This is a genomic window from Bradyrhizobium sp. I71, assembly GCF_022354745.1.
Lineage (GTDB): Bacteria > Pseudomonadota > Alphaproteobacteria > Rhizobiales > Xanthobacteraceae > Bradyrhizobium > Bradyrhizobium liaoningense.
In genome coordinates, this window is record NZ_CP059398.1 from 2,763,133 (window position 1) to 2,786,991 (window position 23,859).

Consider the following 23,859-nt stretch of genomic DNA (forward strand, 5'->3'; position numbering starts at 1 on the left):
ACACGCGCCCGGAGCGTTTCGAAACAAACGCAAGGGAGACAGGACATGGCCGGTTCAAGCCTGGCGAGTCAGGTGCCGAGCGAGAGGCTGCCTGAACTACTGGCACGCGTTTCCGCAGGCGAGACACGTGCCTTCGCAGAGCTCCACACGCTGACACGGGGCCGGCTGCGCAGGACAGCGCTGGCCGTTGGAGCCTCACCTCACGACGTCGACGACATCCTCCAGGAGACCTTTCTGAAGATCTGGCGCAAGGCTGGTCGGTTCGATCCCGGACGAGCCCCGGCGATGGCCTGGATGTCCGCGATCGTCCGGAATACCGCAATTGATCATCGGCGGACCAGAAGGCAGCCAACTTACGAATTGGACGAAGCGCTCTTGGTTCCGGCGGGAGCCGGCGCGTCATCGATCGAGGATTTCGACTACGCCAGCGCCGAACCGATTGCGCGCGGAGCATTGGCTCGTTTGCCGGAAGATCGCCGCAGGCTGGTGGCTCTCGCTTATCTCGAAGGCGAGAGCCGCGCCAGCTTGTCACGACGCTTCGGTGTGCCGGTCGGCACCATCAAGACCTGGCTGCATCGAACCATCCTGGCGGTACGCAAGGATTGCCTTGCGGCATCGGCCGCGGCCTGAAGCCGGAGAACGCGCATGGCTGCAGAGATCATCGCATTTCCGGAGCCCGATCGCGGGGATCGGCTCGTCTCTTCGATCGCACGGCTCGAAGCGGTTTTGAGAGATGTCGAACGTGTCGGAGCCGACGATCCCGGAGCCAGCCTCGATCAGCTGCTTGCTGCCATGGAGCACATGAGCGATCAACTGGTCGATCTCGCCTGCCTCCTGCTCGACGAAGATGCGAAGCTGCAGGCTCAAAGCGCATTCAGGTCCTTGTCCGACAAGATCGCGGAAACCAGAGACACGTTCGACCAGCTTGGAGGGCGAAGTTATACCTAGCTCGGCCTGGCACGCTTGCTCCCCGCTTAGTGGGCCAGCTTTCGAGCGACGAGAAATCCGATCCAGGCACTGACGCCGGCAAGAAACGATCCCCAGCAAACATCCGCAAGTGTCAGCCCGGTCGACCAATTCCGCAGGGTCGCCTGATTGGTGAGATCATAGGTCGCATAGCTGAAGCAGCCGAGCATCATGCCGGATGTGAAAGCGCGCAGCGCACTCCCATCCTGCTGCGCGGGCAGCACGGCGAACCAGATCAAACCGATGGGATACAACAAGTAAAATGCTGCAGCGGCCGCCAGATTGGGCTCGGCCCGCAACATATCGCCCAGCACCGGCCGGTAAAGTCTTTCAACCATGATCTTGAGCCAGACCATGTCGATTGCAACGAAGGTCAAGGCCACCGAGAGATAGGTGAAGAGAGGATTCATGTCCGCGTTCCCGTCCGGTTGCACCTGGCCGGCTTGTCGAACCCGGCACCGGATTAACGACCGGCGAGCCGCGCCGGATCATATCCGCGCACTCACACCCGCTTGCGTCCAGTCAACACAGCAGGCACCGGTCATCAATGTGCGTGTTTCGGCGGCCACGGGAAGAATGCATTGGTTCTTGCCTGATACTCCCGATACCGATCGCCGCGCGATCGCAGCATCTGCTCCTCGAGCGGGGGTATCCCCGTCACATGCACGAGTATCCAGTACATGATCGCCGGCGCCGCCAGGCTGGCCCACCCCCATGCATATCCGGGCGACAGCGCGATGACCGGGTAAGCCCACCACCCCAGCCATTCGAAGAAATAGTTCGGATGACGGGACCAGCGCCAAAGGCCGGCATCGCAGACGAGTCCGGCGTTGGATGGGCAGAGCTTGAACCGGCGCAATTGCCGGTCCGCCAATGCCTCGCCTGCGACGGCTGCCAGAATGATGACGGCTCCGGCGTCGTCCTGCAGTCGCAATCCGGGCTCGGGAGCGTGCGCCGCGAGGAAGACGGCGAACGGCAGCGGCACCGAGACCAGCGCCTGCGATTGCAGGAAAAAGAACATCCGGCGAGGGGCCGCAGCCCCCCATTGACGCGCATAGTTCGCATACCGCGGATCGTCGATGCCTGCTGCGGCCCGGCGCGCAATGTGCGTGCCGAGTCGCACCGACCAAAGCAGCACGAGCCCTGCGACGAGCACCCGGCGCGCCGGCGTGTCGTCGGCGAGAGGCCACAGGGCGGCGACCGCGCCAACGAGGCCGGTCGCGTAGGACCAGATTGCATCAACCCATCCGGAGTTTCCCGTACGCTGCTGAACGACCCAGGCCAGTCCCATCAGGAGACAAAGGGCCAGCGCAATGCCGCCTATTGCCTGAACATGCACCAAAACCATGCCCTCACCAGAATTGCCCTCTCCTCGATACGTCGGCTGCAGGAGCCGGTTTCGCGTTCGGCGGCGGGTCGGCCGATGGTCCGCAAGGTGATCCGCGCCATCTCGCCGAACGTTTCCTTGCACAGCGACCGTTTCGAGCACCGTATTGACGGTATCCAGTGGGGGCGACAGGGAATGCGTTTGGCCGTGATCGGGACAGGAATTGCCGGCAATGCCGCCGCGTGGCTCCTGTCGAAACGCCATGCCGTGACGGTGTACGAGCGCGAGCTGCGCCCGGGCGGACATAGCCATACCGTTCGCGTCGACTATGATGGCGAGGCCGTTGACGTCGATGTCGGCTTCATCGTGTTCAACGAGGCGAACTATCCGCAATTGACCGCGCTGTTCGCGCGGCTGGGCGTGAGGACCGTCGAGACTTGCATGAGCTTCGCCATGTCCGCCGATCAGGGCCGGTTCGAATGGCGGGGAGGCGGCGAGACCTTTCTGCAGACTGTTTGCGGCCTGTTTGCACAACCGCGTAACCTCTCATCGCCATCCTATTTCCGCATGCTGGCCGAGGTCCTGCGATTCAACAGGCAGGGCGCGGCCGACTTGCGCGCCGGCCGGCTGCACAACCTGACGCTGGGCGAGTATCTGCGCAAGGAATCATTCGGGCCGCGCCTGTTCTCCGATTATCTCGGACCGATGGGGGCGGCCATCTGGTCGTCCTCGTCGGCCGACATTCTGTCTTTCCCAGCGGAAAACTTCGTCGCCTTCTTCGACAACCACCGGCTCCTGCACCTGGACCGGCCGCGCTGGCGGACCGTGGAGGGTGGCAGCCGGCGCTATGTCGACAAGCTCACCGCTATGTTCAGGGACAACATTCGGCTAGGCTGTGCGGTGACGTCGATCCATCGAGCGGAGCATGGCGTGACGATCCGCGACAGTCATGGTGGTGTGGAGACTTACGATGCCGTCGTGATGGCCTGTCACAGCGATCAGGCCTTGGCGGCGCTGTCGGATGCCGACGCCCAGGAGCGGTCCGTTCTCGGCGCGATCAGGTATGCCCCCAACACCGTTTATCTGCACCGCGATCGCAATCTCATGCCCAGGCGCCGGCAGGCATGGGCGTCCTGGAACTTCCTGCAATGGCCGCGACAAACGCCCGTCCATAACGACGTCGCGGTGACCTATTGGATGAACCGGCTGCAGGGCATAGACGACCGCAAGCCATTGTTCGTCAGTCTCAATCCGCCTTTCGAGCCGGCGGCCCATCTGACGTTTGGAAAATTCAGCTTCGCCCATCCGCAATACGACCTGGCAGCGTTCGCGGCGCAGCGACGGCTCCCCGCAATTCAAGGGCGCCGCCGGACGTGGTTCTGCGGTGCCTGGACCGGCTACGGCTTTCACGAGGATGGCTTGCAGTCCGGCATCTCCGTTGCCGACGCGCTTGGCGGCCAGGTTCCATGGCGTCGGTCGGCCCCCTTGCTGGTTCAGGCTGCCGAGTAGCACGATGGTCCGAACGAAACCGACGAGAGCGGAGAATGCGATAGCGCCCGCCGCGCTCTACCGGGGAAAGGTGATGCACGCCAGATGGCGGCCCGTGCAGCACAGGTTCAGCTACCGCGTGATGAGCCTGCTGATCGATCTCGACCGGTTGGACGAAGCAAACGGCCAGTCCAGGCTGTTTGGCGTCAATCGAGCAGCACCCTTCAGCTTCCACGAGCGCGATCACGGTGAGGGCAAGAGCGCCAGCCTCGGCCAGCACGTCCGAGGACTGGCGGCGGAACGCGGCATCGATCTCTCCGGAGGCCGCATTCTCCTTCTCTGTTATCCCCGGGTTCTGGGCTACGTGTTCAACCCGCTTTCGGTCTATTTCTGCTACCGCGCGTCCGGCGATCTCGCACTGTTGATCTACGAGGTCCGCAACACCTTCGGGGACATGCATTCCTACATCCTGCCCGTGCAGGATGCGCGACCGGGCTGCACAATACGGCAGAGCCAGGCGAAGGAATTTTACGTTTCGCCTTTCATGGCGATGGAAACACATTACCGCTTCAGCATTTCTCCACCGGAGCGAGATGTGAGGGTCAGAATCCTGCAGACGAACGAGCAGGGCGCGATGTTTGCGGCAGCGTTCCGCGGACGACGCCGCCCTCTGACCAGCCACTCGCTATTGGCAGCGCTGTTCGGTCTGCCCTTCCTGACGTTCAAAGTGATCGCAGCCATCCACTGGGAAGCGATGCGGCTTTGGCTGAAAGGTGCTCCGCACGTGCCCCGGTTGAAACAACGCGAGACTTGAACCATGGACCTCGCAGCCACGCATCAGGCCGTTCAATTCGATGGTGTCCCATTCCTTGCCCGACTGGCGCTGCGCCTTGCATCGCAGATCAGACACGGCACGGTTCATGTGCGCCTTCCCGACCAGAGAACCGTCACGTTGCGCGGCCGGCTTCCGGGTCCGTCGGCCACCATCGAGCTCAACAACTACAGGTTCGCGCGCAGTCTCGTCATGGGCGGTGACATCGGCATGGCCGAGGCTTACATTCGAGGCGATTGGAGCACGCCCGATCTCACCCAGCTTCTCTACGTGTTCTGTCTCAACGAAGAGCTGGTCGACAGTGCCTTTGCCGGGAACATGCTGGTCCGGCTCTGCCGGCGGGTGCTTCATCGACTGCGCCGGAACACGAGACAGGGGTCGAGGCACAACATCCATTCGCATTACGACCTCGGAAACGAGTTCTTCGCTGCGTGGCTCGATTCGAGCATGACCTACTCGTCGGCCCTGTTTCCGGCCGAGACAGCCGACCTGCCCGCCGCTCAACAGCACAAATACGAACAACTGGCGAAAGCCATCGAATTGCGGCCGGGTCAGAGCGTGCTCGAGATCGGATGCGGCTGGGGCGGCTTCGCCGAGTTTGCCGCGAAAACTTACGGCGCCAGCGTGGTGGCACTCACCATCAGCAAGGAGCAGCACGAATTTGCCCGTCGACGAATCCACGAAGCCGGGCTCGGCGAAAAGGTCGAGGTCCGGTTGCAGGATTATCGCGACCAGGAAGGTCATTTCGACCGCATCGCCTCCATCGAGATGATCGAGGCCGTCGGCGAGCAATTCTGGCCAGCCTACTTCGATCAGTTGAACCGGCGGCTCAAGCCCGGCGGTCTGGCAGGCATCCAGGCCATCACGGTCCGCGACGAGCTCTTTGACAGCTATCGGCAGCGTGTGGACTTCATCCAGAGATACATCTTTCCGGGAGGGATGCTCCCCTCGACGAATATCCTGCGCTCGCTGGGCGAACGCTTCGAGCTGCCTGTCATTCGCGAGCGCGTGTTTGGACAAGACTATGCAAAGACGATCGCGCTGTGGCGAGAGAACTTCGGGCAGGCATGGAGCGACCTGACCTCGCTCGGGTTCGACGAGCCCTTCCGCCGGTTGTGGGAATACTATTTGTGCTACTGCGAGGCAGGATTCAGGGCCGGAAAGATCGACGTCCGGCAGCTGGTTTTTGCACGCCGGAGCTGACGCGGCTCAGGGGACCGCGGCCCCCGCCAGCAGCGGGCGGAATATCAACGCATGATCCGGAGAAAGTGCGCAGCGGTTTTCCGAAAGGCTCACCCTCAGACAAACATCCAAAGCGCGATGACGATTCATCCCAGTCTCATCGCGCTTCGGCAGCGCTGGCGGTTTCGGGCCTCACACTGCGTGCGCAAGAACGATCGCGCCGGACAGGATGAGGATCCCGCCTGCCGCATAGCTCAATCTTCGGCCGAACGGCAGCAGCTTCTCGCCGGCGACATAGAGCATGAGGCCGACGATCCAGACCAGGTTCATCACGCCGCCGACAAACAGCAAGACCATCAGAACCCAGCAGCAGCCGACGCAGTAGCTGCCGTGGCGCAGCCCCATGCGGAATGCCCCGCGCGCGCCGGGCCGCCAATGCCGGCTGAGAAACAACAGCGGGCTCTCGCAGTAGCGCAGGCAGGCGCGTTTGAAGGGCGTGAACTGGTAGAGTCCCGCGGCAAGCAAGATGACGCCGCCCAAGACCGCGCTGGTGCTTGCCATCGCCATCGACAACAAGCCGAGGCGTTCAAGCGCCCATTGTGCCAGGACTGCAGCGAGACTGAACCCAGCCCACGTCACGAGGTACCCGGCGAGAAAGATCCAGGCATCGATTGCTGCGCGGGATCCAGTCTCGTCCTTGTGCCTGATCGTCGCATACAAGAGGACCGTGGGCCCCGCGCTCGGCGCCATCATCGCGATCATCATCACCCACCACATGGCGAACAGCAGCGCAGCAGAACGCAGCGTCCACGGCATTGGCGCCATGTCCGGCATCTCGGCCATCATGTCGGTGTCCATGCCGGCGCCGCCCATGAGATAGGCCCAGGCGAGCGCCGCCACGACGGCGGTCCCGATCGCGACGATCAACCGATCGCGGTGGAGCACATGTTCCAGTATCGCACGCCCGTGCATAGCTTGATCTGCCAGCGCAATGACCTATCCCAGGGCCGGATATTCATCCGTCGCGCCGCGGCTCCCCGGAAGACAACGAGCTGACACCGAAGATGCGGCCTCGGTGTCAGCGCTGCATCACGCCGCGACGCCCTCGGGCGTCTGCACGACGTTGGCGAGCGAACTGTGCGTGCCCTGGGTCTCGAATGGTATCGCACCGGCCGAGCGGATGTTGGCGGACGCGATCTCGGCAGCCCTGTGCTCGAAGCCCTCGGGCATGACCACTTGAATTCGATGTGGAGCACCGGTCACGGGATTCTTGATCGGCTCCACCTCGGTCTCGAGCACGTCGCCGGCGACCAGTTTTGCGACACGGCCATCCTTGTCGAAGGAAAATTCGAACGGCGCGAAGATCGGATCGTGAATGGTCGTCACGATCAGGCTGAAGATGTGGAACAGCGTACCCTCGGCCGAATGCTTGCCCGACAGAATATTGAACAGCGCCTGTCGCTGCTCCAGCGTCGCGCGCTGGTCGACGATGGGCTGCATCTTGCCGTTGCCTTGATGCAGCGCGCCGGGGAAATCCACCACGACCGCAAAACAAAGGCCATCGAGCTTGACGCCCTCAAAATGCCCCGTCGTGATCCGCATGCCGACCATGCCTTTGCAATAGCCGTGGGTCGGTAGAGCGTTGAAATCGCAGGGGCAGCCAAACGCGCAATTGCAATTTTTCATCCATTCGCCTTCGAGACGCCAGTCCGATGCAGCCATGGCACATCTCCAAATGTGAGCGAGGACGCGGCAGCCGTTGACGAATTTGTTCAGCGTTCTTGTCGAGGCAATGCGAAAAGGCGCGAGCGGGATCGAGGTCCGATCAGAAAGGCCGGCATCGCAGAAAAGTTGGTGGCGAGCTGCCGTTTACCGTCCAATGGCGAGGATCATAGCAGCGGCGGTCCGGCTCGTATAGCGAGCGAGGGTGGTGGCTCCGGGGCAGCCACATCTCGGCGATGTCAGGAGAATGGTGCCCAGGGGCGGAATCGAACCACCGACACTGCGATTTTCAGTCGCATGCTCTACCAACTGAGCTACCTGGGCGTGCTCCAAGAGAGGGGCCAAAGCCCATCGAGCGGGCGGTTTATAGTGGGCTCGGGGCGGCCTGTCCACCCACGCTTCGCCTTTGGCTTCGCGGGGTTCGGCCCGGCTGTGCACAAGGTGCGGCCGTCCGGCCATCGCCTGCGCGCGGCGCGGCGCCCATACCTGTAATTGATTGATATTACTTATCTATTCAACGTCATCCACTTCGTCGTCGCGGCCGGGGATGACGTAGGAGCCTTTCAGCCAGCGGTTCAGGTCGACGTCGCGGCAGCGCGAGGAGCAGAACGGGCGGGTGGCTTGCGCCTGCGGCTTGCCGCAGATCGGGCAAGTCTTGAGCGGGGAGGCTTGCTTTTTGACTTCGTCGTCCATGATGTCGGCGGCAGCTTACACGCGGTGAAGTTCAAGCGCCTGTCGGCAACCGGGTTCCCTGGACGGCAACGGATGCGGTCCGCGGGTGTCCGGAGCGACGATCCTGCTTTGCATGGGCTTGTCTTCGCATGGGCTTGTCTTCGCGATTTTTGCTGGGGCGCCCGCCGGCGCGGCGGCCGCATTCACACCGCGGTGGTGTTGAGCCAGCCGAAACGGATCGGAAAACCTTCGCCGCCGAGCAGCGTCGTGGTCTCGTACAGCGGCAGGCCGACGACGTTGGTGTAGGACCCCACCATCTTCACCACGAAGGAGCCGGCGATGCCCTGCACGGCGTAGCCGCCGGCCTTGCCGCGCCATTCGCCTGAACCGATATAGGCCTGGATGTCCTCCTCCGACAGACGCTTGAAGCGCACGCGGGTCTCGACCAGGCGCTGGCGGAACGCCTCGCGCGGCGTGACGAGGCAGATCGCGGTGTAGACGCGGTGGTTGCGGCCCGACAGCAGCCGCAGGCATTGCGCGGCTTCGTCGACCAGATTGGCCTTGGGCAGGATGCGCCGACCGACCGCCACCACAGTGTCCGCGGCGAGGATGAAGGCGCCGCGTAGCTCATCGTCCAGCTGCACCGACTTCAGCGCCGCATCGGCCTTGGCCCGGGCGAGGCGGTTGGCGCAGGCACGCGGCAGCTCGCCCCGCTTGGGCGTCTCGTCGACGTCGGCCGGCCGGAGCGCATCGGGCTCGATGCCGGCCTGGTTGAGCAGCGACAGGCGACGCGGCGAACCGGAGGCAAGTACGAATTTGGGGCGGCCGAGCATCAGGTGATTTGCGGGATGAAGCGGAGGGGTGAATTGCGCGCGGAACCTATCGGAAGGGGGCTGATTTCACAACCCGGGAACCGGGGGTTTGGTGATTCGAAGTGTCCGACATGCCTGTGCCTGCGCTCTGTGACGCGGGTGTTACGGCTTCTTCGCCTCTCCCCGCTTGCGGGGAGAGGCCGGAATTCAAGCGTGCTTGAATTCCGGGTGAGGGGGACTCTCCGCGAGTCTCACTGTCACCGTCCTCGCGGAGACTCCCCCTCACCCCGACCCTCTCCCCGCAAGCGGGGCGAGGGGGAAGAGCCGCAGCGTCCGGGGCGCGCGCCCTACCCGCTCGCCGCGCCCGACTTGGCGAAGCGCCGGCGGATGCGCATCAAGAGCTGATCGCAGACCTCGCGGTAGGCAGCGAGCTTCTGGTCGCGGCTGCCTTCGATAATGGTGGGATCCTGCGTCGGCCAGTATTCGACCTCGGCCGCGAGTGTCCGTGTCAGCTCCAGTGCCTTGTGATGCGCCTCGGGCGAGAGCGTGATGATGAGGTCGAAATTCAGCCCCTCCCAGTCCTCCAGTTCCTCGAAGGTCTGGGGCTTGTGGGCCGAGATGTCCTGACCGAGCTCGGCCATCACGGAGACTGCGAATGGATCGAGCTCACCCTTCCTGGTACCGGCCGACTTCACGTAAAGGCCCTGCGGAAACATGTGCAGCAACAGGCTCTCGGCCATCGGCGAGCGTACGCTGTTCATCGCACAGGCGAACAGCACCGATTGCGGATCGCGTGCGCGTGGCGGACCCGCCATCGCGCCTAGTCCCTTTTGATAGGGGGCATGGTCTCGTCGGAAAACCGCTGCACACTTTTCCGGGCCATGCCCTAGCCCTTCCAGTGCAGCACGGTGATCAGCGTGAACAGGCGGCGCGAGGTCTCGAAGTCGACCCGGACCTTGCCCTTCAGTCGCTCCTGGAGCGTGCGCGATCCCTCGTCATGAATGCCGCGGCGGCCCATGTCGATCGCCTCGATCTTGTCGGGAGTCGCGGTGCGGATCGCCTGGTAGTAGCTGTCGCAGATCATGAAATAGTCCTTCACGATCCGCCGGAACGGCGTCAGCGACAACAGATGCGCGACGACAGGCGAGCCGTCCTCGCGGCGGATGTCGAACATCAATCGGTTGCCGGTGATGCCGATATGCAGCGTGAACGGGCCCTTGCCCTCCGCGCCCTCGGGCGCGAACAGATTCTGCTCGATCAGATCATAGATCGCGATCGCACGCTCATGCTCGATGTCCGGCCCGGAACGGCCGATCGAGTCCTCGTCGAGCGTGACCGCGACGATGCGATTGGTCGAGTCGTCCTGTTCGGGCGGCTTTGTCATGACAGATTGAGGCGCAATCCAATCGAACGCGAATGGGCGTCCAGCCCCTCCGCCTTGCCCAGCGTCATCGCGGCCGGACCCAGCGCACGCAATTGATCGGGTCCGCATTTCAGGATCGAGGTGCGCTTGATGAAGTCGTGCACCGAGAGCCCCGAGGAAAATCGCGCCGAGCGAGCCGTCGGCAGCACGTGATTGGAACCGCCGACATAGTCGCCGATCGCCTCGGGCGTATGGGGCCCCAGGAACACCGCGCCGGCGTTACGGATCTTTTCGGCGAGCGCCTCCGGATCGGTGGTCATGATCTCGAGATGCTCGGCAGCGATGGCGTCCGCGAGCGGGATCGCCTCGGCAAGGTTCTTCACCATGATGATGGCGCCGAAATCGGCCCAGGAGCTGCCTGCGATCGCCGCGCGCGGCAGCGTCTTCAACTGCGCCTCGACCGCCTTTTCGACGTCTGCGGCAAGGCGTGCCGAGTCCGTGATCAGGATCGACTGCGCGCTCGCATCGTGCTCGGCCTGCGCCAGCAGGTCGGCGGCGATCCAGTCGGCGTTTCCGGTATCGTCGGCAATCACCAGCACCTCCGAGGGGCCGGCGATCATGTCGATACCGACCTTGCCGAACACCAGCCGCTTTGCGGCGGCGACATAGGCGTTACCGGGGCCGACGATCTTTGCGACCGGCGCGATCGTCGCGGTGCCGTGCGCGAGCGCGGCGACAGCCTGCGCGCCGCCGACACGGTAGATCTCGGTGACGCCGCCGAGATGCGCGGCCGCCAGCACCAGCGGATTGAGCTTGCCGTCAGGCGAAGGCACCACCATCACGAGGCGTGAAACACCGGCGACTTTCGCGGGCACCGCATTCATCAGCACCGAGGACGGATAGGCCGCGGTGCCACCGGGCACGTAGAGGCCGGCGGATTCGATCGCGGTGTAACGCCAGCCGAGCTCGACGCCGAGCGGGTCGGTGAAGCGCTCGTCCTTTGGAAGCTGACGGCGGTGATAGGTCTCGATGCGGTCCCGCGCGAGCTCGAGCGCATCCAGCGTCGCGGCATCGCAGGCCTTCACGGCGGCCTCGATCTCGGCGGCGGAGACGCGCAAGGAGGATGCGTCCAGCGTCAGCCGGTCGAACTTTGCCGTGGCTTCGAGCAGGGCGGCATCGCCACGCCTGGCCACGTCGTCGACGATCGCGCGCGCGGCGGCCTCGACATCGGCCGAAACCTCGCGCTTGGCGGCGAGGAATGCGGCGAATCGCTGGTCAAAATCGGCGCTGCTGCGGTCGAGGCGAACGGGCATGTTTCGCTTGGCTTCTGGCTGGTATTTTGGGGGCGGATCGGCGCACCGGGCCCCCTGCTCAATGGCGCGGCGGGGAAGCTGCGTCAACCCTCGGCAGATGCCGTTCCGGCGAGGGCCTCAGCCCATTCGGCTGGTATACCGGCCACTTCACCCCTCCCCCTCGATGCCCGTTCCCAGCGCGTCGTCCCCGAGGTCGGTCAGCTCGCATTCCAGGCACTCGACGTCGAGGCGGATGGCGCCACCCTGGGCGAACAGAAGCAGGGCGCTGCCGCCGGGCTCCTCGTGGCGCCCGTCCTGGGAGTGAAATTCAATGCCGACGAGGTCCAGCACCTTGTCCGGCGCGGCGAGATCGATGTTGCGCGACTTGCAGGCGAGCACACGGTCGAAACGGAGCGCGGCGACCAGCCGGCGTGGCTCGGCCTCGCCCTCCAATGTCTGCTCCCAGTCCAGCCGGCTCATTCCGACCACGAGCCGCTTCTCGCCCTGCCGCCAGATGATGTCGGAGGTCTGGACTCGGGCGTCCTGGACATGGGTCGAGATCACGGCAAGGTCGTCGGCGTCGAGCGCGATCAGTTTGAGCTGGGGCGACATTTCCGACGCTTCTCCATTGGGGGGTCAGGGCTCAACGCGTGCGGGCCCCGAAATTTCCGCGCAAACTAACCGGCCGGCAGGTTAGAGGCTATTGATATCCTCCATTTCCAGCACCTTGCGCGGATACCCCTCCCGGGCAACGCGGATCATGGCGCGGCCGATCTGCTCGGTCGAGGTCACGAGCCGCGGCGAAATCCGGCGCAGCACCGACCAGAGCGGCCCGCTCACGGCATAGACGGCCTGCACCCAGGGGGTCTTGGACCGGGCGCCGTGCAGGGGCTGGATCGCGCCGGGCCGAAACATGTAGGCGGCCTTGAACGGCAGCTTGAGAAGATCATTCTCGGTCTTGCCCTTGATCCGCGCCCACATCCGCTGGCCCCGCTCGGTGGAATCGGTGCCGGCGCCGGTGACATAGGTGAAGATCATCTGCGGATTGAGCCGCGCCAGCGTCGTCGCGGCAGCGAGCGTGAGATCATGGGTGAGGTGGCGGTAGCGCTGCTCGCTCATGCCGATCGAGGAGACGCCGAGGCAGAAAAAGCAGGCATCGAAGCCGGTCAGCTGCGGCTCGATCGCCGAATAGTCCAGAAAATCCTCGTGGATGATCTCGGCGAGCTTGGCGTTCCGCACGCCTGTCGGGCTGCGGCCGACCACGAGCACACGGTCGATGCCGGCATCGACCAGGCATTCGCGCAAAACGCCCTGCCCCACCATGCCGGTCGCGCCGAAGATGATGACCTTCATCGGAATGTCTCCAGCGACCTCGCGGCTCATGCGGCGGCCGCGATCTCGTCGAAGGATACACCGGTCAGCGCTGCCGAGGCATCCCACAGGATGGCCGCAGCAGCGAGATCCTTCGCCTGCGGCATGATCCTCGCCGGCCCAGGTGGTCCCTTCAATTCATAGAAGCCGTTTGGACCGTAATAGCCGCCGGGCTCGGCGTCCGGAGAGGTCGCCGCAAACAGCGTGGGCAGCGCGCCTTCGGCTGCGGACTGGCTGATCAACGGCTGTAACAATCGGCCAAGCCGCTCCTGGACGCTGTTGGTGCCCGGCCCGTTGGCGATGAGGTCGGTCCGCGCGTAGCCGGGATGGGCGGCAACGCTCGTCAGGCCCCAGCCGGCGGCAAGGCTGCGACGCTGCAGCTCGAGCGCGAACATCAGCATCGCGAGCTTGGACTGGCAGTAGGCGCGCCAGGGACGATAGGAATGCTTGCTGTGCAGATCGTCGAAATTGATAGCGCCGGAGCGGTGGGCAAGGCTCGAGAGATTGACGATGCGAGGCGCCCTGGCGCGGCGAAGCTGCGGCAACAACCGCGCCGTCAGGGCGTAGTGACCGAGATAGTTGGTGCCGAGCTGCATCTCGAAACCATCCTCCGTCTGCTGCCGCTTCGGCAGCGCCATCACACCGGCATTGTTGACGAGGAGATCGAGCCGTTCGTTCTCGGCGGCAAAGCGCCCGGCGAAATTGGCGATGGAGGCAAGGCTTGCGAGGTCGAGATGCTCATAGGCGATCAGAGCGTCGGGAAACCGCTCGCAAATGCCCTCGATCGCCCGCAGGCCCTTTGCGTCGTCGCGTCCGGTGAGTATGACGATGGCACCAGCGCCCGCGAGCACCATCGCCGTCCCGTAACCGAGGCCGCCCGTCGCCCCCGTCACGACGACGGTCTTGCCGCTGAGTGAGGGGATGTCTGCCGTGGTCCAGTCGGTCATGCCATGTCTCCGCGGCTTTCAGGGATGGAAAAGGCCCGCGACCGGTCTAAATGTGCACTGAGTGCAAGTTTGCAAGAGGTGAAACGATTTGAAGGCTTCGAAGCTCGCCGGGAAAGGCGTCAAGTCATTGTCCGCAGGGGAGAAATCTCCGTCCGCAACCGGCCTGCGCCAGCGCAAGCGGCAGGAGACCCGCGAGCGGCTCGGCCGCGCGGCGATGACCCTGTTCCTGGAGCGCGGCTTCGAGGCCACCACCATCGACGACATCGCGGCGGCAGCGGACGTGTCGCGGCGCAGCTTCTTCCATTATTTCGCGTCGAAGGAGGACGTGGTCGCCGCCTGGCAGGAAGGCGCCGCAAGCGCGCTGGTGGCCGAGATCGTCGCCCGGCCCGTGGACGAATCCATGCTGACGGCGGCGGAGAATGCGATGGCGGCGGTGGCCAAACGGCTCGATCCGGCGGAGGCTGCAGCGATGTCACGGCTCAAGCGCGACAATCCCGCGCTGCAGGCGCGCGACCAGCTCAAATACGAGAAGATCGAGCGCGCGCTGGCCGACGGCCTGGCACAGCGCGCACGCACCAAGCCGGACCGACAGAAGGCGCGGCTCGTCGCCATGATCGCCACCGGCGCCATGCGCGTCGGCGGCGAGAGCTGGATCGGCGAAGGCGCGCGGGAAAAGCCGGAAGCTTTCGTCAAGCGCACCTTCGATGCGATCAGGGCGATCTTGAAGTGAGGTCTCTCACTCCCTGAAAAACGCCAGGAGATCGGCGTTGATGGTTTCCGCGTGCGTGGTCGGCATGCCGTGCGGAAAGCCCTTGTAGGTCTTCAGGATGCCCTTCTTGAGCAGCTTGGCCGAGAGCGGCGCGGAATCGGCGTAGGGCACGATCTGGTCGTCGTCGCCGTGCATCACCAGCACCGGCACGTTGATCTTCTTGAGGTCCTCGGTGAAGTCGGTCTGCGAGAACGCGACGATGCCATCGTAATGCGCTTTCGCGCCGCCCATCATGCCCTGGCGCCACCAGTTCTGGATCACCGCTTCCGACGGTTTCGCGCCGGGGCGGTTGTAGCCGTAGAACGGGCCGACGGGGAGGTCGCGATAGAATTGCGTGCGGCTGGCGGCGAGCTGCTTCTGGAGATCGTCGAACACGCTCTTTGGGAGCCCGCCGGGATTGGCCGGCGTCTGCACCATCAGCGGCGGCACGGCGGAGAGGATCGCGGCCTTCGCCACCCGGCTCTCGCCGTGGCGCGCGATGTAGTGCACGACCTCGCCGCCGCCGGTGGAATGGCCGACATGGATGGCGTTCTTGAGGTCGAGATGCGCGGTGACCGCGGCGAGATCATCGGCATAGTGGTCCATGTCGTGGCCGTCGGCGACCTGCGCCGAGCGGCCGTGGCCGCGGCGGTCATGGGCGATGACGCGATAACCGTGCGCGACGAAGAACAACATCTGCGCGTCCCAGTCGTCCGCCGACAGCGGCCAGCCATGGCTGAACACGATCGGCTGACCAGAGCCCCAATCCTTGTAGAAGATCTCGACGCCGTCTTTGGTGGTGATGGTGGGCATGGATTGCTCTCTTTCGGTGAAAATTTAACTGCGTGGCGCGCCGACGAGCACGCGCCAATGCCGTGCAGATAGCTACGCGAGATTCTGAATGCGATGCCTCGCATCAACGGAGAGCGTTGAGAATCGTGTGATCAGGCAAACGCCATCGGTCGGAAGCGGCGCCAGGCGCCGATGGTGAGCACCACGAAGAACACCAGCACGATGCCCTGCACCACGGCGAACACCGGACCGGACGGCGGCGCCGGCGGCACGGCCGGTGCGAGCGCGGCGAGCGCCGGCACCTTCAGGAACGACTGGATGACCAGCACGAAGACGTTGAAATAGAGCGAAATCATCGCGGTCACGATATAGACCGGGCGCCAGACTCCGGCGAGCTTCATGCCGTACAGCGCGACGCAGGCGATCGCGAGCAGCACCAGCGAGATGATGCCGATGATATGCGAGGGCAGCAGCTCCTTGAACGGAAACAGGAAACCGGTGGCGCTGGTGAGGATCGTGGTCAGCAGGAAGATCGCGGTAAGGGCCGGCATCGGCTTCGAGCCGAGCAGGCCGAACATCACCACGAGGCCGGCGACGATGGCGATCAGGCTGATGATGACATGGATCAGCGTAAGGGCGGGCAGACTCAACCCAAGGACCATGACATTTCTCCTGTTCTCCGCATTGAGATGCTGAGAGTAGTATTACGGTCCTCATGGGATTGCCACCTGCGTTGTCGTCACATGCAGAGGCGCGGCCATGCGTCATCGTGCGAATCGACAAACGCATGGCTGATTTTCTTGCACCGCCGTCACGACGGACGGCCGTTTCCGACGAAAGTCGAATCGATCCTTCACACTTCCTTGGTGTCGAAGATCAAGAGGTCGGCACCGCCGCTGGCGAACTTGGGCACGTCGGCGCCGGTCGCCTTGCCTTCGGGGCTGGCGAATGCCGCCTGAATGTCGGCCACGCTGTCGAAGGTGAGAATGGCGACGAGATGGATCCCGGAAGGACCTGCGGGAGATGCGACCGGCCCCTTGCTGACGGCGTATTTCTTCAGGCCGGGAAGTTTCTTGGCGAGCGGGATGTGCGTCTCGGCATAGTACTTGTCGAAGGCGGCAGTGTCCTTGGGTGTTTTGTACAGCACGACGATTTCAGCCATTTGGTCCTCCCGTGAAAAATTTGTTGTGTTTGGATCCTCATGGTGAGGAGCGTGCGAAGCACGCGTCTCGAACCATGAAAGGCCCGGGTCGTCCGGGCCTTCATCCTTCGAGACGCGCGCTCAGGCGCGCTCCTCAGGATGAGGGGATAGTCTGCAGGATGTGGCGCAATGGCAAGTCCCATTTGACTTGCCATTCGCTTGTCTTCTCCTTGTCTAAAGCGTCGGTTTTGCGACGTCGCCGAGATAGCCGTGCAGGGACGCCACGACCTGCGCGCCCTCGCCGATGGCGCCGCCGACGCGCTTGACCGAGCCGGAGCGGACGTCGCCGACGGCGTAGACGCCGGGCACGGAGGTTTCCAGCGGCGCCACCAGCTTGCCCTGGTTCTGTTCGGACTGCGCACCTGTCACGACGAAGCCGCCGCGATCGAGCGTCACGCCGCAGCCGTCGAGCCAGGAGGTGGCGGGATCGGCGCCGACGAACAGGAAGAGATTGCGGATGTCGGCAGAATCCTCGTCGTCCGACAACCGGCTCTTCCAGCGGATGCGCCGCAGCAGCGAGGCCTCGTCGCCCTCGAGCGCGGTGATCTCGGTGTTGAACATCAATTCGATGTTCGGCGTCGCTTCGATGCGCTCGATGAGATAGCGCGACATGCTGGCGCCCAGGCCGCCGCCGCGGATGATCATCAGCACGCGTCTGGCATGGCCCGAGAGGAACACGGCGGCCTGCCCTGCCGAATTGCCGGCACCGACGAGGGCCACCTCCTCGCCGGCGCAGAGCCGCGCCTCGACCGGCGAGGCCCAGTACCAGACGCCGCGTCCCTCGAACTTGTCGAGGTTCGAGATGTCAGGCCGGCGATAGCGCGCGCCGCTCGCGACCACCACCGCGCGCGAGCGCAGGGGATCGCTGCCCTCGAGCGTTACCGAAAATGCGCCATTCCCGCGCGTGCAGTCCAGCGACTTCACCGTCACCGGAATCATGATGTCGGCGCCGAATTTCTGCGCCTGGGTGAACGCACGCGCGGTCAGGGCCTGGCCCGAGATGCCGGTCGGAAAACCCAGATAGTTCTCGATCCGCGCGCTGGCGCCGGCCTGGCCGCCGAAGGCGCGGGTGTCGAGCACCGCGACCGACAGCCCTTCGGATGCGGCATACACGGCGGTGGCGAGCCCTGCGGGTCCGCAGCCGACAACCGCAACGTCGTAGATGCGGTCGCCCTTTGCGCCGCCGATCATGCCGATGGCGCGCGCGAGCTCGGTCTCGTTGGGATTGCGCAGCACCGCACCATCGGCGGTGACGACCAGCGGCCAGTCTTCGGGCTTCGGCAAATACCGCGCGATCAGTTCGGCCGCATCGCGATCGCGATCGGGGTCGAGCAGATGATGCGGCTGGCCGTTGCGGGTGAGGAACCCCTGCAGCCGCACCACGCCGGCGGAGTTCGACGGTCCGATCAGCACGGGACCGCCGGCGCCGTCCTGGATCAGATTGACCCGGCGCAGGATCAGCGCCCGCATGATGCGCTCGCCGAGCTCGGCCTCGGCGACCAGCAGCGCGCGCAGCCGGTCCGGGGGCAGCAGCAGCGTCTCGACATCGCCCTCGGCCCGGCCGTCGACCAGCGCAGGCCGGCCGGAGAGCTGGCTGAGCTCGGCCAGGAATTGACCCGGCCCCTGGTCGATCACCGGGGTGACGTGGCCGAGCCCGTCGCGCTGGGTGATGGCGACATGGCCCTTCAGCACGACGAACATGCCGGGGCCGGGCTTGCCGGTCTCGAACAGCAACGCGCCATCCACGAAGGTGCGGATTTCGCCGAAGTGCCTGATCCGTTCGATCTCGGCGGGTGACAGCGCCGGAAAGGTCTGCTCAGGGCGAATGAAGCGCGACAGCTGCGCGTCACGGTCGGTTCGTTGCGGTTCGTCCTGCCCCATGGCCACCTCATGCACTCCAAAAATTCCAGCCGCCCGCCTTCAATGACCGGTCTTGCCGGCGGCCCCCTCATTTAGGGAACCATCGTCGTTCTGCGAGGGGTCGGTGCTTGCGGCGCGTTCGCGCGCCTGCACCTTCCGCCGCTTCAGGTTCTCGCGCAGCGCCGATTTCAGGCGGTCGTCGCGGGACGGCCGCGCCTGGCTCGCGCTCTTGTCGTTCTGGTCGGTCATCAAGGGTCCATTCACGGAAATCGGGGACAGGATGCCACCGAAGTGTGGCAGCTCAAGAGGCCGACGCGATCCGATCGTGCGAAACGCGAAATGGAGCAAGTCCAGCGTCCCGGGCAACTGGCCAGTTGGCCGGGATATCGAGCCCCGAATCGGCGGGAAGTCGGTGATTTCCCATCAAATGGGGCATTTTGGCCCCGATATCGGCTCGATTTTCTCGTTTCGGCGGGGCTTGCAAGCTTGCACAGGAGGGGGGCTTGTGGCAGATATCGGCCCGCTTGGTAGGCCCCCTCGGGCGCCCGATTCTTTCACCAGCACATGCTGCCGTAGCTCAGTGGTAGAGCACTCCATTGGTAATGGAGAGGTCGACAGTTCAATCCTGTCTGGCAGCACCAGCTTCCTTCATTGAAGCGAGCCCTATTGAAACAAGCCTTGCGCCTGGCCAGCGAGCCCGCAACTCCCGGATGCCATCGTGATCAAACGTTCCCTGCCCTATGAAGGACTGCTCCACGAGATCGTCGAGCATAACGGCGTGCTCTATCTCGGCGGCATCGTTCCCGAAGATCCGGGGCTCGACATGTCGGGCCAGGCCGACGATGTGCTTCGACAGCTGAAAGCCCTGCTCGATGGGGCCGGCTCCGATCTCTCCTGCGTTCTGCAGGTGACCATCTTCATGTCTGATCTCGCCGACAAGGCGGCGTTCAACCAGGTGTGGAAGCGCTATTTCACCGCGGACCATCTGCCGGCGCGTGCCGCCATCGGCGGCGCGGACCTCGGTCCAGGCGTCAGGCTGGAGCTGACGGCGATCGCCGCCCGCCGCTGATCCTCGAGCGGCATCGGCGAGGCGAGAAAGCTCGGTCATTCCTGCGCTCACACATCAAGCAGCGTTCTCGCGGCGCGAAGCGTCCGAGTTTTGCTGTTTTCCTTGACCCTCTCCAAGTGAAGAGAGCGCAGGGAAGGCCGGGTGCCGGCTGGCACCCATGATCCGCCGCGCGAAGAATTTGCACACGCAAATGCGCAGGCGGGACGACAGGTGGGCCGGAAAAACACCCGGCCTTCCCTGCGCGATGGTTTGACGGCTTATGCGCGCTCTCCCCGGAGCCGAGTTCCTTCTGGCCTCCGTCACCTCGCGAATTGGCGATGCATCGCGACCCGGTTGAGCCCCGACCCATCTCCGCAAGGCTTGACCGTAGCAACGACGGTCAGGACCACGCGCTTTCGCCGTACGCAGCCGGCCCGGCTCCGCCCGAGGGCTTCGCCGGACTTGAGCGCCGTTCGTCCGCACGCAGTCGGGACCTCACGAGGTTCATCTCGCCCTGGTCCCACTTCGCGTGCCCGGCGCTGCCGCGTCCACCGCACCCCGGCCCACGTTCGTGACGACGTACGATCGCCCCTCTCCCTGGACCGGGATGGCGGGAGAATGCCGCAAAACCGAATTTCGGTAAAGTGGAATATTTTCGTGGAAGGGGGTTGACGGGATTTTGGGAGAGGCGGGTGTTTTGCCCGACGGGTCAAAAGTCGTTGCGATCGATATCCGCTTGCGGCGGCGCTCTTCGCAAAGATGCAGTCACGCTGTCCTTTTGACCCCTGAATTCATGGTGATAATGTCGTAACCTGCGGTCCGTCCGGGAGGACACGATGGAATGGTTTGACCGGCTGTTTGGAAGGACGTCGTCACCTCCGACCCGGCTCTTTGCGAGATTCAGGCGGAGGGCACCGACTGATCCCGACCTTCTGAAAATCGCCAAAGACCGGAAAGGGCATGTTTCGCGAAGAGCCGTGCGAGATGAATATGATCGGCTGGTCTTGGAGAAGTACGCGCACGATAAGTCGTGATTTCCAGGACCCATCGAGCCTTGCTCAGTGGCGAAACATGATGGTTTCGCAACAGCTCTAGCCGTCCTGCGCACCATCGATCGAGCCACCCACCTGCAGTGTTGCGAACCGCTCATCCGCCCGTCGCAGCCGTCGGCAGAGCTCGCGGTTGATGTTCTGCAGGACGATCACATAGGCGTGGATATCTCTCTTGTAGCAGGCGTAGAGCTTCTGGGCCGTCAGCTCGTACAGTTCGGTCGCGCTCTCCGCGACCACCGTGGCGGAGCGGTTTTGCATTTCGATCAGCGTCATTTCACCGAAGAAATCGCCAGGCTCCAGGCCGGAAAGCGGAATGACGCTGCCCGAACCGGCCCATTTGCTCACCGCCAGCCGACCGGATTTGACGATGAACATCGAGCGTCCCGGCTCGCCCTCCGCGACGACGGTTGCTCCGGCATCGAAGCGGCGCTCGACCAGCATTGAAATCAGGAGGTCGAGGCTCGGCTCCGGGAGACCGCCGAAGAACGGTGTGGCGCGCAGGAACGCCCTCAGATCGGGAGCGGTGGCCATTGCGCCAAGATACGCCCCCTCGCCATCTGCGGCAAGCAGAGCGCACCGATGCTGACGCCGCCCAATGAGTGAGGCCCAATGTGCTCGAACAGGGAGGTCCAGCGACGCGCGGTCAATTCCCCGCGGTTCACTGCCGCGCAACACTCTCGCCGCGCAACGTCCGCCGTCTCCAGAGGTCAGCCATGACCTTCGCAGCCGCCGCAAGCACAAGCGCGCAAAGCGCCGCTTTCGAGATCGTTTCCATCGTCCCCTCGATCAGCAGGCAATGCACCACGCTGCCTGCGACGATGACGATCGCAAGCGGAATGTGGACGATGCGCCAGGTCCGCAGCCGCAGTCCCAACCGCCGACGCAGCAGCGCCAGCAGCGCGACGATGAAGATGGCCCACATCGCGGTCACGCCGAAGGGGGAGAACGGCGTCGGCGATGCGTAGGTCAGGGCATCGATCATGTCGGGCGGGCTGGTGAACCAGAGGCCGGCGACGTGGATCACCACCGCGAGCACCAGCGCGCCGCCGATCCAGTGATGGGCGCGCCGTCCGCGATAGGCCGGCAGGCCCGGCAGATATCCGCCGATCAGCAGGGGTTGCATGAGCACGAGAGCGAGCGCGACGATGCCTGCGAAACCGGCGAGGATGTAAACCGGGCCGCGCCATGCGAGCTGCTCGCTTGCCGCAGCCGCGGCGATCGGCACGCTAATGGCCAGAGCAAGGGCCGCCCAGATCAGGATCGCCCGGGCCGATCTCCATCCCCTCATTTGCAGAGTCGGCTCAGGCCGGCTGCAGCACGAAGTGCGCCTCGAGGCTGGTTTCCTTGGCGCTCCGCATCACCGGCCGCAGGAAGACGGTCCTGAATTCACCACTGTCATAGGCGAGATGGCCGTGCGGCTGGCCGAAGATCGGAATAATCTGCGGCATCTCGAGCCGGAACTTGCCGTCCTTGTCGGTGAGCGTGGCGCCGTGGCTCTGCGGTTCGTGCTCCTGCCCTTCGACCGTGTGCGCCCAAATCTGGATGCGCTGCCCGGCGAGCGGAGCACCATCGCCGGCGCGGCGCACCGTGCCGCTCATCCAGAAGCCGCCCTTGCCGATCCGCTCCACGGTCGCCGCGCCCTTGCGGTAGTTGTTCGCCCCGCCCGACATCGACTGGGTCGGTGCGAGGCCGTCCGCGCGCGCCGGCACCAGGAGGCCGGGGAAGGCTGATACCAAGGCCCCGGTTGCGAGGACGGAGCCGCCGGCGGCGAGGAGGCTGCGGCGGTCGAGTACGACGTTGGTCATGTCAGTTCCTCCCGGCAACGGGGCTCTTGCTCGCGCAAGCTACAACAACAGGCGCAGAACGCCCAGTTGAGACGAAGGGCGCCATAGGTCGCAATAACAGTGTTGTGATCCGGGGCAGTCGCAGCTCATGGCGGGCAGGATGGGTCGCGTGGTGGAGAACCCACCAGCCCTGGTGACGAAACGTGCGAGGGCTCTACCCATCCTGCGCGCTGCCACTACATGTCTTTCCTCAAGACGCGCATGATCGCGCAGCCCTCCACACCGGCAGCCCCCCATATGATCCCCTTTTCCGTGCTCGACCTCGCTCCCATCCGCCAGGGCGGCGATGCGGCGCAGGCTTTCCGCAACTCGCTCGACCTAGCCCGGCATGCCGAGGCGTGGGGCTACAAACGGTTCTGGCTCGCCGAGCATCACAACATGACGGGAATCGCGAGCGCGGCGACGTCGGTCGTGATCGGGCATGTCGCGGGCGGAACAAAGACGATCCGTGTCGGCTCCGGCGGGATCATGCTGCCGAACCATTCGCCGCTCGTCATCGCCGAGCAGTTCGGCACACTCGAATCGCTCTATCCCGGGCGGATCGATCTCGGGCTCGGCCGGGCGCCCGGCACCGACCAGTTCACCGCGCGTGCGCTGCGGCGCGACCTCGCCACCACCTCCGAGAATTTTCCGCATGACGTGCTGGAATTGCAGGCGCTGCTCGGCGACGTGCAGCCGAACCAGGCGATCCGCGCCGTGCCGGGCATGGGGACCAAGGTACCGCTGTGGATCCTGGGATCGAGCACCTTCGGTGCGCAGCTTGCCGCGATGCTCGGGCTGCCCTTTGCGTTCGCCTCGCATTTCGCGCCGCAGATGATGATGCCGGCGCTGCGCGAATATCGCGCGCGGTTCGAGCCCTCTGCCCAGCTCGACAAGCCCTATGCGATGATCGGCGTCAACGTGTTCGCCGCCGACACCGACGAAGAGGCGCAGCGGATGTTCTCGTCGCTGCAGCAGCAGTTCATCAACCTGCGCCGCGGTACGCCGGGCCCGCTGCCGCCGCCGACTGGCGACATGGACGCGCTGTGGTCTCCGGCGGAGAAGGCCGGCGTCGGCCAGTCGCTGTCCTGCTCCGCGGTCGGCTCGCCGGCCGTGGTAGAAGAGAAGCTGAAGGCGCTGATCGCAGAGACCGGCGCGGATGAACTGATGACGACGGGGCAGATCTACGACCACGCCGCGCGGCTGCGCTCGTTCGAGATCGCGGCCGAGGTGCGGGATCGGCTGGCGACGCAGCCGATGTGAGCGCGGTGCGCGACGATCCGATCAGGCCTGGCTGCCGCAACAACGAAGGTGGGCTCCCTCCCCCGCTCGCGGGGGAGGGTTGGGGAGAGGGTGTCTCC

General features: G+C 64.6%; 28 protein-coding genes and 2 tRNA genes. 9 read left to right on the forward strand and 21 right to left on the reverse strand.

Features of this window, described 5'->3' with window-relative positions; all coding sequences use genetic code 11:
* Window positions 1-45 precede the first annotated feature (45 nt).
* On the forward strand, window positions 46-630 hold the full coding sequence (locus FJV43_RS13525) for a sigma-70 family RNA polymerase sigma factor (protein WP_239629412.1): 585 nt from the start codon (window positions 46-48) through the stop codon (window positions 628-630).
* Between the two features lie 15 nt (window positions 631-645).
* Window positions 646-948, forward strand: a complete 303-nt coding sequence (locus FJV43_RS13530) for a hypothetical protein (protein WP_239627650.1) — start codon at window positions 646-648, stop codon at window positions 946-948.
* 26 nt (window positions 949-974) lie between these two features.
* On the opposite strand, the gene FJV43_RS13535 is transcribed toward FJV43_RS13530, so the two are convergent.
* Together FJV43_RS13535 and FJV43_RS13540 are read right to left on the reverse strand one after the other, a co-directional pair.
* Window positions 975-1,376: a DUF2177 family protein gene (locus FJV43_RS13535; protein WP_239627651.1), complete on the reverse strand. Its 402-nt coding sequence runs from the start codon at window positions 1,374-1,376 to the stop codon at window positions 975-977.
* A 134-nt stretch (window positions 1,377-1,510) separates the two neighbouring features.
* Entirely contained in the window at window positions 1,511-2,314 is an 804-nt protein-coding gene (locus FJV43_RS13540) for a DUF1295 domain-containing protein (RefSeq protein WP_239627653.1), read from the reverse strand.
* Window positions 2,315-2,488: 174 nt separating this feature from the next.
* Between FJV43_RS13540 and FJV43_RS13545 the strand changes: the two genes are divergently transcribed.
* Genes FJV43_RS13545 through FJV43_RS13555 form a run of 3 tightly spaced genes read left to right on the forward strand, consistent with a single transcriptional unit; the run spans window position 2,489 to window position 5,816 of the window.
* Window positions 2,489-3,802 (forward strand): FAD-dependent oxidoreductase, encoded by a 1,314-nt coding sequence (locus FJV43_RS13545; RefSeq protein ID WP_239629413.1) that lies wholly within the window; start codon window positions 2,489-2,491, stop codon window positions 3,800-3,802.
* A 4-nt stretch (window positions 3,803-3,806) separates the two neighbouring features.
* A complete protein-coding gene (locus FJV43_RS13550; RefSeq protein ID WP_239627655.1) occupies window positions 3,807-4,595 on the forward strand; it encodes a DUF1365 domain-containing protein in 789 nt (262 codons plus the stop codon).
* A gap of 3 nt (window positions 4,596-4,598) precedes the next feature.
* Window positions 4,599-5,816 (forward strand): cyclopropane-fatty-acyl-phospholipid synthase family protein, encoded by a 1,218-nt coding sequence (locus tag FJV43_RS13555; RefSeq protein WP_239627657.1) that lies wholly within the window; start codon window positions 4,599-4,601, stop codon window positions 5,814-5,816.
* A 171-nt stretch (window positions 5,817-5,987) separates the two neighbouring features.
* Here FJV43_RS13555 and FJV43_RS13560 read toward each other — a convergent pair whose 3' ends face one another.
* From FJV43_RS13560 to FJV43_RS13610, 11 genes are all read right to left on the reverse strand, one after another.
* Window positions 5,988-6,695: a DUF2182 domain-containing protein gene (locus FJV43_RS13560; RefSeq protein WP_345946189.1), complete on the reverse strand. Its 708-nt coding sequence runs from the start codon at window positions 6,693-6,695 to the stop codon at window positions 5,988-5,990.
* 189 nt (window positions 6,696-6,884) lie between these two features.
* Complete coding sequence (locus FJV43_RS13565) at window positions 6,885-7,517, reverse strand: DUF1326 domain-containing protein (protein WP_239627661.1); 633 nt, start codon at window positions 7,515-7,517, stop codon at window positions 6,885-6,887.
* A gap of 248 nt (window positions 7,518-7,765) precedes the next feature.
* Window positions 7,766-7,841: transfer RNA gene (locus FJV43_RS13570), tRNA-Phe, on the reverse strand.
* Between the two features lie 186 nt (window positions 7,842-8,027).
* Window positions 8,028-8,210 carry a DNA gyrase inhibitor YacG gene (yacG, locus tag FJV43_RS13575; protein WP_239627663.1) on the reverse strand — a complete coding sequence of 61 codons (183 nt, stop codon included), beginning with the start codon at window positions 8,208-8,210 and terminating at the stop codon, window positions 8,028-8,030.
* Window positions 8,211-8,392: 182 nt separating this feature from the next.
* Complete coding sequence (locus FJV43_RS13580; protein WP_028176536.1) at window positions 8,393-9,022, reverse strand: Maf-like protein; 630 nt, start codon at window positions 9,020-9,022, stop codon at window positions 8,393-8,395.
* A 326-nt stretch (window positions 9,023-9,348) separates the two neighbouring features.
* Window positions 9,349-9,816, reverse strand: coding sequence for an arsenate reductase ArsC (locus tag FJV43_RS13585; RefSeq protein WP_239627665.1), 468 nt, complete (start codon window positions 9,814-9,816; stop codon window positions 9,349-9,351).
* A gap of 71 nt (window positions 9,817-9,887) precedes the next feature.
* Complete coding sequence (locus FJV43_RS13590) at window positions 9,888-10,385, reverse strand: UPF0262 family protein (RefSeq protein WP_194390144.1); 498 nt, start codon at window positions 10,383-10,385, stop codon at window positions 9,888-9,890.
* On the reverse strand, window positions 10,382-11,677 hold the full coding sequence (gene hisD / locus FJV43_RS13595; RefSeq protein ID WP_239627666.1) for a histidinol dehydrogenase: 1,296 nt from the start codon (window positions 11,675-11,677) through the stop codon (window positions 10,382-10,384). The genes FJV43_RS13590 and hisD overlap by 4 nt, the downstream gene beginning before the upstream one ends.
* A gap of 147 nt (window positions 11,678-11,824) precedes the next feature.
* The gene (locus FJV43_RS13600) at window positions 11,825-12,268 is read right to left on the reverse strand and encodes a DUF2948 family protein (protein WP_028176540.1); all 444 of its coding nucleotides are present in this window, start codon (window positions 12,266-12,268) and stop codon (window positions 11,825-11,827) included.
* Between the two features lie 81 nt (window positions 12,269-12,349).
* Window positions 12,350-13,009: an NAD-dependent epimerase/dehydratase family protein gene (locus tag FJV43_RS13605; RefSeq protein ID WP_239627668.1), complete on the reverse strand. Its 660-nt coding sequence runs from the start codon at window positions 13,007-13,009 to the stop codon at window positions 12,350-12,352.
* A gap of 26 nt (window positions 13,010-13,035) precedes the next feature.
* Window positions 13,036-13,974, reverse strand: coding sequence for an SDR family oxidoreductase (locus tag FJV43_RS13610; RefSeq protein WP_239627670.1), 939 nt, complete (start codon window positions 13,972-13,974; stop codon window positions 13,036-13,038).
* 88 nt (window positions 13,975-14,062) lie between these two features.
* Between FJV43_RS13610 and FJV43_RS13615 the strand changes: the two genes are divergently transcribed.
* Window positions 14,063-14,704 (forward strand): TetR/AcrR family transcriptional regulator, encoded by a 642-nt coding sequence (locus FJV43_RS13615; RefSeq protein ID WP_239627672.1) that lies wholly within the window; start codon window positions 14,063-14,065, stop codon window positions 14,702-14,704.
* Between the two features lie 6 nt (window positions 14,705-14,710).
* Here the strand turns inward: FJV43_RS13615 and FJV43_RS13620 are convergent, their stop codons facing one another.
* The 5 genes from FJV43_RS13620 to FJV43_RS13640 all read right to left on the reverse strand — a co-directional run bounded on the left by FJV43_RS13620 (window position 14,711) and on the right by FJV43_RS13640 (window position 18,824).
* On the reverse strand, window positions 14,711-15,535 hold the full coding sequence (locus tag FJV43_RS13620; protein ID WP_239627674.1) for an alpha/beta hydrolase: 825 nt from the start codon (window positions 15,533-15,535) through the stop codon (window positions 14,711-14,713).
* A gap of 131 nt (window positions 15,536-15,666) precedes the next feature.
* Window positions 15,667-16,176 (reverse strand): hypothetical protein, encoded by a 510-nt coding sequence (locus FJV43_RS13625; protein WP_061881159.1) that lies wholly within the window; start codon window positions 16,174-16,176, stop codon window positions 15,667-15,669.
* 191 nt (window positions 16,177-16,367) lie between these two features.
* Window positions 16,368-16,676 carry an EthD family reductase gene (locus tag FJV43_RS13630; RefSeq protein ID WP_239627675.1) on the reverse strand — a complete coding sequence of 103 codons (309 nt, stop codon included), beginning with the start codon at window positions 16,674-16,676 and terminating at the stop codon, window positions 16,368-16,370.
* Between the two features lie 213 nt (window positions 16,677-16,889).
* Window positions 16,890-18,596 (reverse strand): FAD-dependent oxidoreductase, encoded by a 1,707-nt coding sequence (locus FJV43_RS13635; protein ID WP_239627677.1) that lies wholly within the window; start codon window positions 18,594-18,596, stop codon window positions 16,890-16,892.
* A 39-nt stretch (window positions 18,597-18,635) separates the two neighbouring features.
* Complete coding sequence (locus FJV43_RS13640) at window positions 18,636-18,824, reverse strand: hypothetical protein (RefSeq protein ID WP_239627679.1); 189 nt, start codon at window positions 18,822-18,824, stop codon at window positions 18,636-18,638.
* A 317-nt stretch (window positions 18,825-19,141) separates the two neighbouring features.
* Here FJV43_RS13640 and FJV43_RS13645 point away from each other — a divergent pair.
* Window positions 19,142-19,216 (forward strand) — tRNA-Thr (locus tag FJV43_RS13645).
* A gap of 77 nt (window positions 19,217-19,293) precedes the next feature.
* A complete protein-coding gene (locus FJV43_RS13650) occupies window positions 19,294-19,644 on the forward strand; it encodes a RidA family protein (RefSeq protein WP_239627681.1) in 351 nt (116 codons plus the stop codon).
* Between the two features lie 1,070 nt (window positions 19,645-20,714).
* On the opposite strand, the gene FJV43_RS13655 is transcribed toward FJV43_RS13650, so the two are convergent.
* The 3 genes from FJV43_RS13655 to FJV43_RS13665 form a co-directional block, all read right to left on the reverse strand.
* Window positions 20,715-21,206, reverse strand: coding sequence for a cyclic nucleotide-binding domain-containing protein (locus FJV43_RS13655; protein WP_239629414.1), 492 nt, complete (start codon window positions 21,204-21,206; stop codon window positions 20,715-20,717).
* 127 nt (window positions 21,207-21,333) lie between these two features.
* Window positions 21,334-21,963, reverse strand: coding sequence for a ferric reductase-like transmembrane domain-containing protein (locus FJV43_RS13660; protein ID WP_239627682.1), 630 nt, complete (start codon window positions 21,961-21,963; stop codon window positions 21,334-21,336).
* Between the two features lie 13 nt (window positions 21,964-21,976).
* Window positions 21,977-22,480, reverse strand: a complete 504-nt coding sequence (locus FJV43_RS13665) for a Twin-arginine translocation pathway signal (protein ID WP_239627684.1) — start codon at window positions 22,478-22,480, stop codon at window positions 21,977-21,979.
* Window positions 22,481-22,756: 276 nt separating this feature from the next.
* On the opposite strand from FJV43_RS13665, the gene FJV43_RS13670 reads away from it, so the two are divergent.
* A complete protein-coding gene (locus tag FJV43_RS13670) occupies window positions 22,757-23,761 on the forward strand; it encodes an LLM class flavin-dependent oxidoreductase (protein WP_239627686.1) in 1,005 nt (334 codons plus the stop codon).
* Window positions 23,762-23,859: the final 98 nt, after the last annotated feature.

Excerpts from the sequence above, each read along its gene's own strand:
- FJV43_RS13590 (WP_194390144.1), bottom strand. The coding sequence starts at position 10,385 with ATGACAAAGCCGCCCGAACAGGACGACTCGACCAATCGCATCGTCGCG.
- FJV43_RS13655 (WP_239629414.1), bottom strand. The coding sequence starts at position 21,206 with ATGGCCACCGCTCCCGATCTGAGGGCGTTCCTGCGCGCCACACCGTTC.
- FJV43_RS13580 (WP_028176536.1), bottom strand. The coding sequence starts at position 9,022 with ATGCTCGGCCGCCCCAAATTCGTACTTGCCTCCGGTTCGCCGCGTCGC.
- FJV43_RS13530 (WP_239627650.1), top strand. The coding sequence starts at position 646 with ATGGCTGCAGAGATCATCGCATTTCCGGAGCCCGATCGCGGGGATCGG.
- FJV43_RS13535 (WP_239627651.1), bottom strand. The coding sequence starts at position 1,376 with ATGAATCCTCTCTTCACCTATCTCTCGGTGGCCTTGACCTTCGTTGCA.
- FJV43_RS13540 (WP_239627653.1), bottom strand. The coding sequence starts at position 2,314 with ATGGTTTTGGTGCATGTTCAGGCAATAGGCGGCATTGCGCTGGCCCTT.
- FJV43_RS13605 (WP_239627668.1), bottom strand. The coding sequence starts at position 13,009 with ATGAAGGTCATCATCTTCGGCGCGACCGGCATGGTGGGGCAGGGCGTT.
- yacG (WP_239627663.1), bottom strand. The coding sequence starts at position 8,210 with ATGGACGACGAAGTCAAAAAGCAAGCCTCCCCGCTCAAGACTTGCCCG.
- FJV43_RS13610 (WP_239627670.1), bottom strand. The coding sequence starts at position 13,974 with ATGACCGACTGGACCACGGCAGACATCCCCTCACTCAGCGGCAAGACC.
- FJV43_RS13665 (WP_239627684.1), bottom strand. The coding sequence starts at position 22,480 with ATGACCAACGTCGTACTCGACCGCCGCAGCCTCCTCGCCGCCGGCGGC.
- hisD (WP_239627666.1), bottom strand. The coding sequence starts at position 11,677 with ATGCCCGTTCGCCTCGACCGCAGCAGCGCCGATTTTGACCAGCGATTC.
- FJV43_RS13565 (WP_239627661.1), bottom strand. The coding sequence starts at position 7,517 with ATGGCTGCATCGGACTGGCGTCTCGAAGGCGAATGGATGAAAAATTGC.
- FJV43_RS13670 (WP_239627686.1), top strand. The coding sequence starts at position 22,757 with ATGATCCCCTTTTCCGTGCTCGACCTCGCTCCCATCCGCCAGGGCGGC.
- FJV43_RS13555 (WP_239627657.1), top strand. The coding sequence starts at position 4,599 with ATGGACCTCGCAGCCACGCATCAGGCCGTTCAATTCGATGGTGTCCCA.
- FJV43_RS13630 (WP_239627675.1), bottom strand. The coding sequence starts at position 16,676 with ATGGCTGAAATCGTCGTGCTGTACAAAACACCCAAGGACACTGCCGCC.
- FJV43_RS13660 (WP_239627682.1), bottom strand. The coding sequence starts at position 21,963 with ATGAGGGGATGGAGATCGGCCCGGGCGATCCTGATCTGGGCGGCCCTT.
- FJV43_RS13525 (WP_239629412.1), top strand. The coding sequence starts at position 46 with ATGGCCGGTTCAAGCCTGGCGAGTCAGGTGCCGAGCGAGAGGCTGCCT.
- FJV43_RS13620 (WP_239627674.1), bottom strand. The coding sequence starts at position 15,535 with ATGCCCACCATCACCACCAAAGACGGCGTCGAGATCTTCTACAAGGAT.
- FJV43_RS13625 (WP_061881159.1), bottom strand. The coding sequence starts at position 16,176 with ATGGTCCTTGGGTTGAGTCTGCCCGCCCTTACGCTGATCCATGTCATC.
- FJV43_RS13640 (WP_239627679.1), bottom strand. The coding sequence starts at position 18,824 with ATGACCGACCAGAACGACAAGAGCGCGAGCCAGGCGCGGCCGTCCCGC.
- FJV43_RS13600 (WP_028176540.1), bottom strand. The coding sequence starts at position 12,268 with ATGTCGCCCCAGCTCAAACTGATCGCGCTCGACGCCGACGACCTTGCC.
- FJV43_RS13545 (WP_239629413.1), top strand. The coding sequence starts at position 2,489 with ATGCGTTTGGCCGTGATCGGGACAGGAATTGCCGGCAATGCCGCCGCG.
- FJV43_RS13550 (WP_239627655.1), top strand. The coding sequence starts at position 3,807 with ATGGTCCGAACGAAACCGACGAGAGCGGAGAATGCGATAGCGCCCGCC.
- FJV43_RS13585 (WP_239627665.1), bottom strand. The coding sequence starts at position 9,816 with ATGGCGGGTCCGCCACGCGCACGCGATCCGCAATCGGTGCTGTTCGCC.
- FJV43_RS13635 (WP_239627677.1), bottom strand. The coding sequence starts at position 18,596 with ATGGGGCAGGACGAACCGCAACGAACCGACCGTGACGCGCAGCTGTCG.